General features: G+C 66.0%; 14 protein-coding genes. 7 read left to right on the top strand and 7 right to left on the bottom strand.

Features of this window, described 5'->3' with window-relative positions; genetic code table 11:
- Positions 1-37 precede the first annotated feature (37 nt).
- Positions 38-775 (top strand): acetoacetyl-CoA reductase, encoded by a 738-nt coding sequence (gene phbB, locus WNB94_RS13610; RefSeq protein WP_341390958.1) that lies wholly within the window; start codon positions 38-40, stop codon positions 773-775.
- Between the two features lie 55 nt (positions 776-830).
- Here the strand turns inward: phbB and WNB94_RS13605 are convergent, their stop codons facing one another.
- Entirely contained in the window at positions 831-1,061 is a 231-nt protein-coding gene (locus WNB94_RS13605; RefSeq protein WP_341390957.1) for a hypothetical protein, read from the bottom strand.
- Between the two features lie 263 nt (positions 1,062-1,324).
- The gene (lexA, locus tag WNB94_RS13600; RefSeq protein ID WP_341390956.1) at positions 1,325-2,047 is read right to left on the bottom strand and encodes a transcriptional repressor LexA; all 723 of its coding nucleotides are present in this window, start codon (positions 2,045-2,047) and stop codon (positions 1,325-1,327) included.
- 93 nt (positions 2,048-2,140) lie between these two features.
- Between lexA and WNB94_RS13595 the strand changes: the two genes are divergently transcribed.
- Entirely contained in the window at positions 2,141-3,160 is a 1,020-nt protein-coding gene (locus WNB94_RS13595) for an asparaginase (protein WP_341390955.1), read from the top strand.
- Here WNB94_RS13595 and WNB94_RS13590 read toward each other — a convergent pair.
- Positions 3,147-3,740, bottom strand: a complete 594-nt coding sequence (locus WNB94_RS13590; protein ID WP_341390954.1) for a methylamine utilization protein — start codon at positions 3,738-3,740, stop codon at positions 3,147-3,149. The two genes, WNB94_RS13595 and WNB94_RS13590, sit on opposite strands and share 14 nt — an antisense overlap.
- Complete coding sequence (locus tag WNB94_RS13585) at positions 3,737-4,204, bottom strand: group I truncated hemoglobin (RefSeq protein WP_341390953.1); 468 nt, start codon at positions 4,202-4,204, stop codon at positions 3,737-3,739. The genes WNB94_RS13590 and WNB94_RS13585 overlap by 4 nt, the downstream gene beginning before the upstream one ends.
- Before the next feature lie 119 nt (positions 4,205-4,323).
- On the opposite strand from WNB94_RS13585, the gene WNB94_RS13580 reads away from it, so the two are divergent.
- Complete coding sequence (locus tag WNB94_RS13580; protein ID WP_341390952.1) at positions 4,324-5,259, top strand: DUF3034 family protein; 936 nt, start codon at positions 4,324-4,326, stop codon at positions 5,257-5,259.
- A gap of 15 nt (positions 5,260-5,274) precedes the next feature.
- Here the strand turns inward: WNB94_RS13580 and WNB94_RS13575 are convergent, their stop codons facing one another.
- A complete protein-coding gene (locus tag WNB94_RS13575) occupies positions 5,275-6,024 on the bottom strand; it encodes an SDR family oxidoreductase (protein ID WP_341390951.1) in 750 nt (249 codons plus the stop codon).
- Between the two features lie 67 nt (positions 6,025-6,091).
- On the opposite strand from WNB94_RS13575, the gene WNB94_RS13570 reads away from it, so the two are divergent.
- Genes WNB94_RS13570 through WNB94_RS13555 form a run of 4 tightly spaced genes read left to right on the top strand, consistent with a single transcriptional unit; the run spans position 6,092 to position 11,445 of the window.
- Positions 6,092-7,318, top strand: a complete 1,227-nt coding sequence (locus tag WNB94_RS13570) for an efflux RND transporter periplasmic adaptor subunit (RefSeq protein WP_510166942.1) — start codon at positions 6,092-6,094, stop codon at positions 7,316-7,318.
- 1 nt (position 7,319) lies between these two features.
- Positions 7,320-9,323: a MacB family efflux pump subunit gene (locus tag WNB94_RS13565; protein WP_341390950.1), complete on the top strand. Its 2,004-nt coding sequence runs from the start codon at positions 7,320-7,322 to the stop codon at positions 9,321-9,323.
- Between the two features lie 7 nt (positions 9,324-9,330).
- Positions 9,331-10,722, top strand: coding sequence for an efflux transporter outer membrane subunit (locus WNB94_RS13560; RefSeq protein WP_341390949.1), 1,392 nt, complete (start codon positions 9,331-9,333; stop codon positions 10,720-10,722).
- A 33-nt stretch (positions 10,723-10,755) separates the two neighbouring features.
- Complete coding sequence (locus WNB94_RS13555) at positions 10,756-11,445, top strand: glutathione S-transferase family protein (RefSeq protein ID WP_341390948.1); 690 nt, start codon at positions 10,756-10,758, stop codon at positions 11,443-11,445.
- 9 nt (positions 11,446-11,454) lie between these two features.
- On the opposite strand, the gene WNB94_RS13550 is transcribed toward WNB94_RS13555, so the two are convergent.
- Both WNB94_RS13550 and WNB94_RS13545 read right to left on the bottom strand, forming a co-directional pair.
- The gene (locus tag WNB94_RS13550; protein ID WP_341390947.1) at positions 11,455-12,468 is read right to left on the bottom strand and encodes a fatty acid desaturase family protein; all 1,014 of its coding nucleotides are present in this window, start codon (positions 12,466-12,468) and stop codon (positions 11,455-11,457) included.
- Positions 12,440-13,282 (bottom strand): PaaX family transcriptional regulator C-terminal domain-containing protein, encoded by an 843-nt coding sequence (locus WNB94_RS13545; RefSeq protein WP_341390946.1) that lies wholly within the window; start codon positions 13,280-13,282, stop codon positions 12,440-12,442. Before WNB94_RS13545 ends, WNB94_RS13550 begins: the two co-directional genes overlap by 29 nt.
- Positions 13,283-13,367 lie beyond the last annotated feature (85 nt).

Raw genomic sequence — 13,367 nt, 5'->3', positions numbered from 1 at the left:
CCGAACCCTGAGATCATCCTTTTCGAGGAGCAATGAGATGAGCAAAAAAGTAGCATACGTGACCGGTGGCATGGGTGGCATTGGCACGGCCATCTGCCAACGCCTGTACAAGGACGGATACACCGTGCTGGCGGGCTGCGGCCCCAGCCGGGATTTCAACAAGTGGCTGGATGAGCAAAAGGCGCTGGGCTACACCTTCTACGCCTCGGTGGGCAATGTGTCGGATTGGGATTCGACCGTGGAGGCCTTCCGCAAGGCCAAGGCCGAACATGGCCCCATCGACGTGCTGGTGAACAACGCCGGCATCACCCGCGACGGCATGTTCCGCAAAATGAGCAAGGCCGACTGGGATGCGGTGATCGATACCAACCTCAACAGCCTGTTCAATGTGACCAAGCAGGTTCTTGACGACATGGTTGAGCGCAACTGGGGTCGCATCGTCAACATCAGTTCGGTCAACGGTGAAAAGGGTCAGTTCGGTCAGACCAACTACTCGGCAGCCAAGGCGGGCATGCACGGCTTCACGATGGCTTTGGCTCAGGAAGTGGCCAACAAGGGCGTGACCGTCAACACCGTGTCGCCGGGCTACATCGGGACTGAAATGGTGCGCGCTATCCGTCCAGACGTGCTGGACAAGATCGTGGCCACGATTCCTGTCAAGCGCCTGGGCACGCCTGAAGAAATCGCCTCGATGGTGTCGTGGGTGGCCAGCGACGAAGCCGGCTTTGCCACGGGCGCCGATTTCTCGGTGAACGGTGGCCTGCACATGGGCTGATCACGGCGTCGTGCCGCACAGCGAACAACACCGCGCCTGGCGCGGTGTTGTTGTTTCAGGCCAGCGCTTCTTGCTCGTGAACGAGGCGGTCCAGGGCCGCGCAGACTTCGGCAAAGCGGCCGCTGATCACGGTGCGACGGGCATCGCTGGGGTCGGTGCTGATGCGCACACGCTGCATGGCCGACGTGGAGGCCGCGCGACCGTTGACCAGGCCGCACTGGCGGTGCAGCGTGGCCGTCGCGCATGACGCCGGGGCCGTCCATGGTGTGATGGGGCGTGGGCGCACGGGCGCAGCCGGTGTTGGACGAGGTGACGTGCCATCCGCAGCCCCAGAAGTCTGTGCTGTTGGCTGCTGGTGTCTGTGGGCTGACGCCTGTGGACTGGTTTCTCGTGCGAAGAAGGCGCGAGCGAGGTGGTGAATCATGGTGAACTCCTTGGACTTCAGCGAAGTTCGGCAGGATTCATACAGGGCCCACCGCGCAGGATTGCACCGCAGAGGCTGCGGCACGAATGCCCGCCACCTGCACCGTGGGAGTGAAGAAAACCGTGTCAGAAATCCTTGCGGATCAGGCCCACGGCCAGGCCTTCAAGCTCGAAATCAGGGGTGTCAGGGCCCACGAGGATGGGCTCGAAATCAGGGTTTTCTGGCAGCAGGGTGACGCCTTGGGCGTTGCGCTGAAAGCGTTTCACCGTCACTTCGTCGCCCAGCCGCGCCACGACGATTTGCCCATTGCGGGCCTCGCGCGTGCGCGCCACGGCCAGCAAGTCGCCGTCGAGGATGCCAGCATCTCGCATGCTCATGCCCTTGACCCGCAAGAGGTAGTCGGGCGTGCGCGTGAACAGGGAGGGTTCGACCGCGTAACTTTGTTCGATGTGTTCTTGTGCCAGGATGGGATGGCCTGCCGCCACGCGCCCCACCAGGGGCAGCACCAGTTGCTCAAGGCCGGGCAAGGGAAGGTTACCGGCCGTCAGGCCACTCAGACTGCCCAGGCGGCTTTTGCCGGCAGAGGCTGGCGCGCGGCGGGTTTCGTGCAGCCCCCGCAGCGTGCCGGCTTTGAGCCTGATGCCTCGCGAGGTGCCGCCGACCAGCTCGATCACGCCTTTGCGGGCCAGCGCCTGCAGGTGCTCTTCGGCGGCGTTGGCCGAACGAAATCCCAGTTGATTGGCGATTTCGGCCCGGGTTGGCGGCGCACCTGTGGTGGCGATGGCTTGCTGGATCAGCTCGAAGATCTCTTGCTGTCGCGGCGTCAGTTTGGGGCTATCGTTGGACATCTCGGGGGCGCTCTGGAAGAACGTGGCGTGAACCGGATGTCTGTCATTTTATACAGTACTGTTGGTTTGTCCAGTTAATTTTTTGAGGTGTTGATGCGCACATTGTTGGTCTTGGGCACGGGCGGCACGATCGCTGGCGTTCAGCGTCACGGTGACCCGTCGGGGGGGTACACGGCGGCGGTGCTGGGGGTCGATGCCTTGCTGGACGGGGTCGATGTGCCCGAGGGCTGGCAGGTGCGCGCCCATCAGGTGGTGTCGATCGACAGCAAGGACATGCGGTGGTCTGTGTGGCAGGCGCTGGCCAGCAGGCTGGCCGAGGGCCTGTCGGATGAGGGCGTGGCGGGTGTGGTCATCACCCATGGCACGGACACGCTGGAAGAGACCGCCTGTGTGCTGGACTGGTTGCATGATCAGCGCAAGCCGGTGGTGCTCACGGGTGCCATGCGTCCGGCCACGGCCGATGATGCCGATGGGCCCGCCAATCTGCGCGATGCCTTGTCTGCCGTGCAGGTTTTGTCGTCCAGAGGCCTCGGGGGCACGTGGGTGGCCATGAACGCCTGCTTGTGGCCGGGCAGTCTGGTGCGCAAGGTTCACACACGGGAGGTGAACGCGTTTGATGCCGGCGGCGCCCAGCCTTTGGCACGCAGGCTGCCCGATGGGGTGTGGCAACCGGCGATACAGGCGTGGCAGGATGGGCCGTTCCGTGCGGTACAGGCGCCACTGTGGCGATGGTTTGCGACGCAGGCCCGCCCGCGGGTGGAGTGCGTGAGCAGCCACGCAGATGCCGATGGCTGGGTGGTGCGTGCGCTGCTGTCGGCGGATGGCGCCGCCTCATTGAAGGGACTCGTGGTGGCCTGCACCGGACACGGGACGGTTCAGGATGCGTTGGCCGATGCGCTGAACGAGGCCTGCGCGCAAGGGGTGCAGGTCTGGCGCAGCACCCGGGTGGCGCGGGGTGGGGTGCTGTCCCGTGCCGATGATCGATGGCCGGCCGCCGGGCCGCTGACGGTGGCCCAGGCTCGGGTGGCGCTGGCCTTGCACCTGCTTGGCGCGCCACAGCGAGGGTGTGTCCGTGCCTTCTTCGATCGGCCCGAGGTGTTCAAGGTGGCGTGATGCGCAGCGTCACGGGGCCCCCGCCAGCGCGCAGGGGTTGCTCGATGCCTGGCGAGGTTTCACCCATGGGCACGGTCCAGATGCGCGCGACGTGATCGCCCGCCGGCAGGTCGATGGTGACGCGGCCCATGCCGTCGGTCACGCCAAAGTACGGGGTGTCCACCACGTGGATGTGCGCCATCATCCGGTCGTGGATGTTGCAGCCCAGCGTGGCCGTGCCCGCCTTGTCGAAGATCACGGGCTTGGCTGGCGTGCCCGCATACAGCTTGATTTCGAACGTTTTGGTCGGTGAGAACGAGTACACGTGGTGTCTCACCGTGTCGAAGTTCGGAAAACTCACCGAGGTGCCGGTTTGCACCACCAGCAGACCTGGCACGAAGCTGCGCTGTCGTTGCCCCATGTCGGCGCTGGCGCTGGCGGGTGCCGTGCGTGGCGCTCCTTTCACCTGAATGGACACGGCCGCGTTGGCCACCGCGTCGCCGCCAAAGGTGATGAGGTTGATGGTTTGGGGCGCGGCGCCGGCCAGTGTGGCCTGCAGACAGCCGGCAGCCATGGCGGTACAGATCAGTGTGTGCTTCATGGCTTGACGATGTCCCGTCGGGTGGGGGCCAGGCGCTTGAGCAGTTCGTTCTTCGCGGCTTGTGGTGCGCCCGCGCGGTTGATCTCGTCGCGCAGCATGGTCACCATGAGGTCGAACTCCGAACCCGTGATGCCCAGGTCGGCGTGCGAGTTGGCCATGGTCTCGCCCTCGTATTGGCAAGGTCCATCGGCCACCTGGCACACATAAGCGGCCACGCTGTCTTTCAAGGTGCTCATCTTGACGCCGTCAAACGTGCGACGGGTGCGCGGGTCTGTGGAGACCCGGTCCATGGTGCGATCGGTGATGACCTTCAGGGCCTCGACACCGCCAAACTGTTGATACAGCGGTGCGGACGTGGGCGTGGCGCAGGCACTCAGCAAGAGGGCGCCACACAGGCTGATCGCGCGGAGGGTGGGGCCGCTGACGAGGCGCATCGGTGGCAGGACTGGGGCAGAGCGAAACATGAGGCCTCCGGTTGGCGTCAGACATGGATGGATCAACTACATCTTGCGTGTTATCGGCCGATATGGATGCAGACATGAGGGAGGAAATCTGAGCCTCCCGAGCCGAAATGGAGAGCCCCATGCATCAGATCCTCCCCCTTGCGCATGCCGTGCGCACCATCGCGCGCGTCGTGCCCTCATGTGCTGGCCGCCTGACGGCGGTCTGGGCCTTGGCGGTGCTGGGCTGGTCGGCGCCCGCCGCCGCCGGTGATCGCGTGCTGGGCACCTGGGGGGTCAATCAGGTGGAGGGGGCCGCGGGCGGCGGATTGACGCCTTGGGCGGTCATCGCCGGCCAGGGCAGCAGCAACCAGGTGGGTGGGTCGGCCTACGTCACCCGGCTCAAAACCGGCGGCAACTATGAGCTCCACGTGACGGGGGCGGCCCTTGGCATCCATGACCAGGTCGAACTCAATATGTCACGCTGGAGCTTCAAGCTCAGCGACGTCGTGCCTGGTCGCAAGCTGGAGATGACCAGCGTGGGTGTGAAGCTGAAAGTGGCTGGCGATGTCTTGTACGACCAGGATCGCTGGCTGCCGCAGGTGGCCGTGGGCGTGCAGTACAAGAACGCCGACACCAGCGACCTGGTCAAGGCCTTGGGCGCCAGCGCCACCTCCGACATCGAGGTGTATGCCACGGCCACCAAGCTGTGGCTGGGGGCGGCCTGGGGGCGCAACCTGATCGCCGCCGGGGCGGTGCGCATGACCAAGGCCAATCAGTTTGGCCTGTTGGGCTTCGGTGGCCAAGGTCAGGATGCACGCCGCCTGCAACTGGAAGGCAGCCTGGGCATCATGCTTCGTGACGATCTGGTGCTGGGCGCGGAATACCGCATGAAGCCCGACAACCTGGCGTACAACGAGGCGACCGCGTTCCTGGAGGAAGACCACGCCTGGGATGTGTTCGTGGCGTGGTTTCCGCACCGCCTTGGCAGCCTGACCCTGGCCTGGGTGAACCTGGGCAACATCGCTGGCAAAAAAGACCAGGCGGGTGTGTACGTCTCGGGGCAGCTGTCGTTCTGAGGTCGCCCCAGCGGCTCAGCGGCCGCCGCTGACATCCAGGATGGCGCCGGCGGTGTAGCTGGCTTGTGGCGACAGCAGCCACGCGATCGCCTGGGCGATTTCCTCGGGCTGTGCGGCGCGGCCCATCGGCAGTGCCGTGGCCATGCGCGATGCGCGGTCGGGCTCTCCGCCCCTGGCGTGGATGCCCGTGTCGGTGATGCCTGGGCGCACCGCGACCACCCGAATGCCTTCGGCCGCCACCTCTTTGGACAGGCCTTGAGTGAACACATCGATGGCACCCTTGCTGGCCGCATAGTCCACATACATGGCCGGCGATCCGCTGCGCACGGCACTGCTGGACACGTTGACGATGACGCCACCCTGTCCACCGTGGCGTGTGGACATCCGGCGCACGGCCTCTCGGGCGCACAGCATGGGGCCCAGCACGTTGACCGCCATCATGCGTTGAAGTCGTGAGCCGCTCATGGCCTCCAGTCGGGCCGTCTGGTCCACGATGCCGGCGTTGTTCACCAGGCCGGTCAGGCGAGGCAATTGGGCGTCGGCCGCTGCGAACAGTTTGAGCACCTCGGTCTCGTGGGCCAGATCGGCTTGCACCACCACCGCCTGCGGTGCGCCCAAGCTCAGGCAATCACGAGCCACCGCATCGGCCAGGTCGGTTCGATGGGCACAATGCACCAGCAGGGCATGCCCCTGGCGCGCCAGCAGACGGGCCAGGGCGGCGCCGATGCCCTGGCTGGCACCAGTGATGAGCGTGGTGGCGTGCATGGCGCCACTTTACATGCCTTAACCTGTGCTTCGCGTGCAAGACATCGACACCCATCACACTGCCCTCATGACAAGAGCAACAACATTTCAACGCGGTCGCCTCTGGCGCTGGGTACTGGCCTTGGCCGTTGTGGCCCTGGCGGCCTGGGGCATCAAGGCCATGTTCTTCTCGGCGCCTCAGGCCCCCGAAGTGATTTCGGTACCGGTGACCCGTGGGTCACTGGAAGACACCGTGCTGGCCACCGGCACCATCGAGGCCGAAAAAGAGGTCAATGTGGGGGCGCAGGTGTCGGGTCAGATCAAGCGCCTGCACGTGGTGCTGGGCGATGAGGTGCGGCAAGGCCAACTGATTGCGGAGATCGATTCCACCACCCAGGCCAACGCCTTGCGCAATGCCGAGGCGCAGGTGGCCTTGTTGCAAGCGCAGCTCCAGGCCCGGCGCGCCAGTCTGAAGCAAGCCCAGGCGGTGCTGGCCCGGCAGCAGGCCTTGTACGCGGCCGATGCCACCTCCAAGGCCGAGCTGGACGCGGCTGAAGCGGCACTGGCGGCCAGCGAGGCTGATGTGGCCGTGCTGCAGGCCCAGATCCGCCAGGCCTCGATCTCGATGGACACCGCCCGCGTGAACCTGGGCTACACCCGCATCCTTGCACCGATGGATGGGGTGGTGACCGCCGTGTTGGTGGAAGAGGGCCGCACCGTCAATGCGGCCCAATCGGCGCCCACCATCATCAAGCTGTCCAAGCTGGACCGGGTGCTGATCAAGGCCCAGATCTCCGAGGCCGATGTGGTGCGGGTCAAGCCCGACATGCCGGTGTACTTCACCATCCTGGGCGAGCCCTTGCAACGCTATGAGGCGCGGCTGCGCACCATCGAGCCCTCGACCGAGGCCGATCAGACCAGCACCACGACGACCACGACCAGTTCATCGAGCACCACGGCCATTTACTACAACGGTTTGTTCGAGGTGCCCAACCCCGAGCGCAAGCTGCGCATCTCCATGACGGCCCAGGTGTCCATCGTGTTGGCCCAAGCCGACGACGCCCTGCTGGTGCCATCGTCGGCGCTCGGCAGCCTGAACCGCAAGACACGCACGTACGAGGTGCGGGTGCTGGAGGGCGATCCGCAGCGGCCCGATGCGCAGAAGATCGTCAGCCGTCAGGTCAAGGTGGGCTTGAACAACCGGGTGCAGGCTCAGGTGATCGAAGGGCTGGCCGAGGGCGATCGCGTGGTGGTGGGGGACGCCGCCATGAACGGCGGTGACGCGGGCACGCGCCGTCGACCGGGCATGTTCTGACATGGCAGATCACAGCTTGATTTCAGAGGGCGCACCGGCGTTGCTGGAGGTGCGCGACGTCTGGCGCGAGTTTCCTTCAGGCGATGGCGTGATCGCCGTGCTCAAGGGGGTGAGCCTGCGGATCCAGGCCGGCGAGATGGTGGCCATCATGGGCGCCTCTGGCTCGGGCAAGTCCACCTTGATGAACATCCTGGGTTGTCTGGACCGCCCCAGCCGGGGCGAGTACCGGGTGGCGGGTCAGCTCACCGCCGAGATGGCGCCCGATGACCTGGCCCGTCTGCGCCGAGAACATTTCGGCTTCATCTTTCAGCGCTACCACCTGCTGGGCAGCCTGAGCGCCGCAGCCAATGCCGAGATCCCGGCCATCTATGCGGGGCTGCACGCTGTGCAGCGCCGAGAGCGCGCCGCCGCTTTGCTGGGGCGTCTGGGCTTGAGCGACAAGCTGGGCAACAAGCCAGGTCAGCTGTCTGGTGGCCAGCAGCAGCGCGTGAGCATCGCGCGGGCGCTGATGAATGGCGGTGACGTGATCCTGGCCGATGAGCCCACCGGCGCACTGGACAGCGCCAGCGGCGCCGAGGTGATGCGCATCCTGCAGGAGCTGCACGCCGAGGGGCACACCGTGATCCTGGTGACCCATGATCCCAAAGTGGCGCAGCACGCCCAGCGCGTGATCGAGATTGCCGACGGTCAGGTGGTGGCCGATCGGCGGCAAGACACGGTGGATGGCGATGCCGAGTCGGTGGCGCTCACCGCCACCGCACGCCGGTCGGGTAAGCCTGCGGCGCAGGTGTCGCCCTGGCGCAGCCGATGGGATCGATTCACCGAGGCTTTTGCCATGGCCTGGCGGGCCATGGGTGGCCATCGCCTGCGCACCTTGCTGACGATGCTGGGCATCATCATCGGCATCGCCTCGGTGGTCTCCATGGTGGCGCTGGGCGAGGGCTCGCGCCAGAAGGTGCTCAAGGACATCAGCGCCATGGGCACCAACACCATCGACATCTTCCCGGGCCGGAACTTCGGCGATCGCCAGGCCGGACGCATCCGCACGCTCGTGCCGGCCGATGCCGATGCCCTGGCGTCTTTGCCCTATGTGGACAGTGTGTCGCCCAGCGTCAGCACCAGCGTCACCTTGCGCCGTGGCAACACCGAGGCCACGGCCAACGTGACCGGCGTGGGTGATCAGTTCTTCAGGGTGAAGGGCTACACGATTGCCCAGGGGCAGGCCTTTGATGCCGACAGCGTGCGCAAGCAGACGCAGGAGGCCGTGATCGACCCGAACACGCGCAAGGCATTGTTCGGGGCCGAAGAAGACCCGGTAGGTCAGGTGATCTTTCTGGGGGCGGTGCCGGTGCGCGTGGTGGCCGTGACGGCGCCCCAGGAGGGAGGCTTCTTCATTTCAGACAACCTCAATGTGTGGGTGCCTTACACCACCGCCATGCGCCGCCTGACAGGACAGGCGTGGTTGCGCAACATCACCGTGCGCGTGAGTGACAGTGCCCCACCGGCTGCGGCCGAGCAAGGCATCACCCAGGTGCTGACACAACGGCATGGCAGCAAGGACTTTTTCACGCGCAACAGTGACAGCATCCGCCAGACCGTGGAGAGCACCACCCGCACCCTCACGCTGCTGATTTCGTCCATCGCCGTGATCTCGCTGATCGTGGGGGGCATTGGCGTGATGAACATCATGCTGGTGTCGGTCACCGAGCGCACGCAAGAAATTGGCGTGCGCATGGCCGTGGGGGCGCGCCAGAGCGACATCCTGACGCAGTTCTTGATCGAAGCGGTGCTGGTGTGCCTGATCGGCGGTGTGCTGGGCATCGCACTGGCACTGGCCATCGGTGTGGGATTTGCCACCCTGGGCAGCGATTTCAAGTTGATTTATTCCACCGGCTCCATCGTGATGGCGTTCGGGGTGTCGTCCCTGATTGGTGTGGTCTTTGGCTTTTTGCCAGCGCGCCGGGCCGCCCAGCTCGACCCGGTGGCGGCCTTGTCCCGAGAGTGATCAACGCATGACAAACAATGTTTCTTGGGCCAGACGTGGCGTGGTGTGGTGCGCCGTTTTGGCGATGTCGGGGTGCGCCAGCGTGGCCACCACGCCGTCGACCGCCGGACTGACGGTGCCGCAAGCATGGCAGCAGTCGAGCACACCCCCCGGTGACGACGTGGCCGTGGTGTCAGGTGCTCCCTGGTGGACTGCGTTGGGTGACGCTGAGTTGAACTCGCTCATTGACCAGGCCCTGGCCCGCAACAACGACCTGGCGCAGGCCGCCGTGCGGGTGCGTCGGGCGCAGTTGGTGGCGGGCCAGGCGGCCAGCGATCAACTTCCCGAGGTGTCGGTTCGTGGCAATGCCAGCACGTCCGAGTCCTTGAGTTCTGGCGCTCGCAGTACCCGCTCGTATGGCGCCACCGCCTCGGTCAGCTGGGAGCTGGACCTGTGGGGTCGCCTGGCCGCCAACCGGCAGGCCGCCGAGCTGGAGGCCCAGGCCACCCAGGCTGATCGAGACGCCGCCGCCTTGTCCTTGTCGGCCACCGTGGCGCGGCTGTACTGGCAACTGGGTTACCTGAACCAGCGCGTGGTCGTGAGCGAGCAAAGCATCGAATACGCCCGCGAGACCTTGCGTCTGGTGCGTGCACAGTATGAAGCGGGTGCGGCCTCTGGCCTGGAGATGGCGCAGGCCACGCAGTCGCTGGCCAATCAGCAGGCGGCCCACACCCAGTGGCTGCAGCAGCGGGTGGAGGCCCTCCATGCCCTGGCCTTGTTGCTGGATGGGCCGCCAGGCTCGGTGGCCAGCGACGAGCGCCGCATGCTGGCGCTGACGGAGCTGCCGCCCCTGCAGGCCGGGGTGCCGGCGGCGGTGATGACACGGCGCCCGGACCTGCTGGCCAGCGAACTGCGCTTGCGCAAGACCTTGGCGACGGTGGACGCCACACGGCGAAGCTTTTACCCCGCGCTCACGCTCACCGGCAGTGTGGGCACGGCATCGGACGCCCTTGGCGAGGCTTTGCGCAACCCGGTGGGCACCCTGGGTGCCGGCCTGGTGTTGCCCTTCATCCTGTGGCGCGACATGCAGCGCAACGTGGCCATCTCACAGGCCGACCATGAGCTGGCCGTGCTGGCCTACCGGCAGGCGTGGTACCAGGCCCTGTCCGAAGTGGAGGATGCCTTGTCGGCCGAGCGGCAGTTGGCTGCGCAAGGCGAGCAGCTGGCCATGGCCGCCCAGGCCGCCCGTCAGGCCGAACGCCTCAGTGAGGCGCGGTACCGCGCGGGGGCCGCGCCATTGAAGACCTGGCTGGATGCGCAGGAAAGCCGGCGGCAGGTGGACATCAACCTGGCCCTGAACCGCCTGAACCTGCTGCAGAACCGCGCGACGCTGATGCAGGCCCTGGGCGGTGGCGTGTGAGCGCGCCGATGCGAACTGTGTATGCTGGCGGGCATGATCACCGTTCACCACCTGGAAACCTCTCGCTCGCAGCGCGTGCTGTGGCTGCTTGAAGAGCTTGGCCTTCCTTATGAGATCAAGCTGTACAAGCGAGATCCCAAGACCAAGCTGGCCCCGGCCGAGCTCAAGAAGATCCACCCGCTGGGCAAGTCTCCGGTGATCACCGATGGTGACCTGGTCGTGGCCGAATCTGGCGCCATCCTGGAGTACCTCGCTGAACGCTACGGCCCGCAGGCCGAAGGCGAGGCGGCCCGGTTGCTGACACAGGCAGGCACGCCCGAGCATCTGCAGCTGCGCTACTGGATGCATTACGCCGAGGGGTCGCTGATGAACTGGCTGGTGATGAAGTTGGTGTTCATGACCATCCCCACCCAGCCCATGCCGTTTTTTGCGCGGCCCATCGCGCGCATCCTGTGTCAGCAGGTGCAGGCCAAGCTGATCGACCCCAACCTGCAGTCGGCGGCCACCTTCATCAACCAGCACCTGGGCCACAACGCCTGGTTTGCCGGTGAGCGACTCACCCTGGCGGACTTCCAGATGAGCTTTGCGGTGTCTGCGTTGATGTCGCGCGGCGACATGGCCGCTCAGTGCCCGGCCATTCGCGCCTACGCCCGCAAGATGGAGGCACGCCCGGCGTACCAGCGTGCCCTGGCCAAGGGTGGCCCGGTGATCATGGGCGCTTGAGCGCCAGCCTCATGCGGCGGCGCCGCGGCGGCCGCTGCTGGCCAGCTTCAGCACCTGCAGGTAGCTCGGAGCCACCGGTGCGGCGTGTTTCTCTCGCAGCCAGCGGTGCATCTGCGGCAGGCGGTAGTAGGGCACCGAGGCCATCACGTGGTGTTCCAGGTGGTAGTTCACGTGCACCGGCGCCACCGTCATGCGGGCCAGCCAGCCAGCGCGGGTGGTGCGGGTGTTGAGGAACATGTCCCGTGAGCGGGGCAGGCAGCCGTGCTCGGCGATCGAGCGGATGCGCACGAACAGCGGCAACCAGCAAAAAAAGGCCACCAGCCAGGCGGTGTACAGCCAGGCCTGACCGAGGGCGGCCAGCACACCCAGCAACACACCGTTGGTGATGAGCAGGGGCCCCATGTTGCGCACGGTGGTCATGGCGATGTCCCACCAACTGCGCCCGGTCTGGGGCAGGCGCTCGATGTGGTTGGCCACCGTCCACTTGAACACACCTGCATCCATCATCACCAGGCCAAAAGCGATCTTCAGGCCAGTCAGGCCGGTGATGTCGCGCACCATCTTGCGCGCCAGCGATGCTCGGCTGACCGGGTAGTCGGCGTGCAGCGTGATGTCGGGATCTTCGTCGGTGCCCGTTTGGGTGTGGTGCCCGAAATGATGCACCTTGTACTTGGGCAGGTTCTGCCAAATGGGGCGGGCACACAGCCAGTCGGTCAGCACGTCGTTGGCCCAGCGGTTCTTGAACAGCGTGCCGTGAGAGCCTTCATGCTGCAGGATCGCCAGACACAACTGCCGGCCCGCGATCACGGCGCTGGCCAGCAAGAAGGTGATCACCCCGGGCCACAAGGCCAGGGCCGCGAATGCCGTGGCGATGACACCCCAGGTGGAGGCGATGGCCCAGGCCCCGCGCAGGTCAGAGCGCTGCGTCAGCCAGGCGATCTGGTCGGGCGTGAAGAGCTCGCTGAGCTTGCGGCGCGTGGCCGCGGGCATCTGGTCAGTGCGTGGTGTGGCGCTTTGGGTCATGGGCGTCTTTGGAGGGTTTGCCTCTGGCAGGCAGGTGTTGAAGCAGGCGGCGCCAGATGTCGTGTCCTGCACGGTCGAAGGCCACGACGGCTTCGGTGAATGCGCGGCGCGCCTGGGTGTCGACCAGCGGCTCGGGCAGCAGCGGATCGAACACCAATTGGCGGATCGCCTCGTTGCCCAGCAGGTACGACTCGCGCGCGGCGGTTTCGGCGTCCAGATCGTGGCTGCGTGCCAGCCACGCGTCCAGGCGCTGATGGGTGCGGCGGTAGGCCTGGGTGAGCCCCTGGCCATCCCAGAGGCTGCGTGCGCGGGTGTCCAGGGCGGTGTCCAGATCGCGGGCGATGAACACCGGTGCCTGGGCGGGCAAGCCCAGACGCTGCAGGCGGTCTCGGGTATCTGCAGCCCCACCCAGCAGGTTGGCTGGCCGCACATGCAAGGCGTCGTTCAGCGGTTTCATGCCCATCAGGGCCAGTGCGCGATCGCGCACGCGCAGGGCCTTGCGGTCGCTGCGTCCAAGCTCGGCGGTGCACACCATCAGCCAGTCGCCCGTCCAGGGGATGGTGCGAACCTCTGCGCTGCGCCAGCTGGAGAGCTCATCGGCGAGGCTGGCGGCGGCCGGGCCCAATTGGTAGGCGCCACGGCCTGACGAGGCCAGCAAGCCGGCCGCACCCAGCCTGACCAAGGCCACACGCACGCTGTTTTCACGGATGCCGAACAGGCTGGAGGCCAGCACGGCATCGCTGGCTTCCAGCGGGTCACCATCGGCCGCCAGCAGCAGGTTCAGGATCAAGGATTTGGGGCTGGGCGCGGTCACGGGTAAATCATTACCTGATGTGTTTGATATTGTCATTCTGTGTAATGTTTTGACGGGTGTCAAGTGTGAAGCACCCGGGAACCTG

The sequence above is a fragment of the Aquabacterium sp. A3 genome, from assembly GCF_038069945.1.
Classification (GTDB): Bacteria; Pseudomonadota; Gammaproteobacteria; order Burkholderiales; family Burkholderiaceae_C; genus Aquabacterium.
The sequence above is the reverse complement of the archived record's forward strand: the minus strand, read 5'-3'. Positions and strand labels throughout refer to the sequence as shown.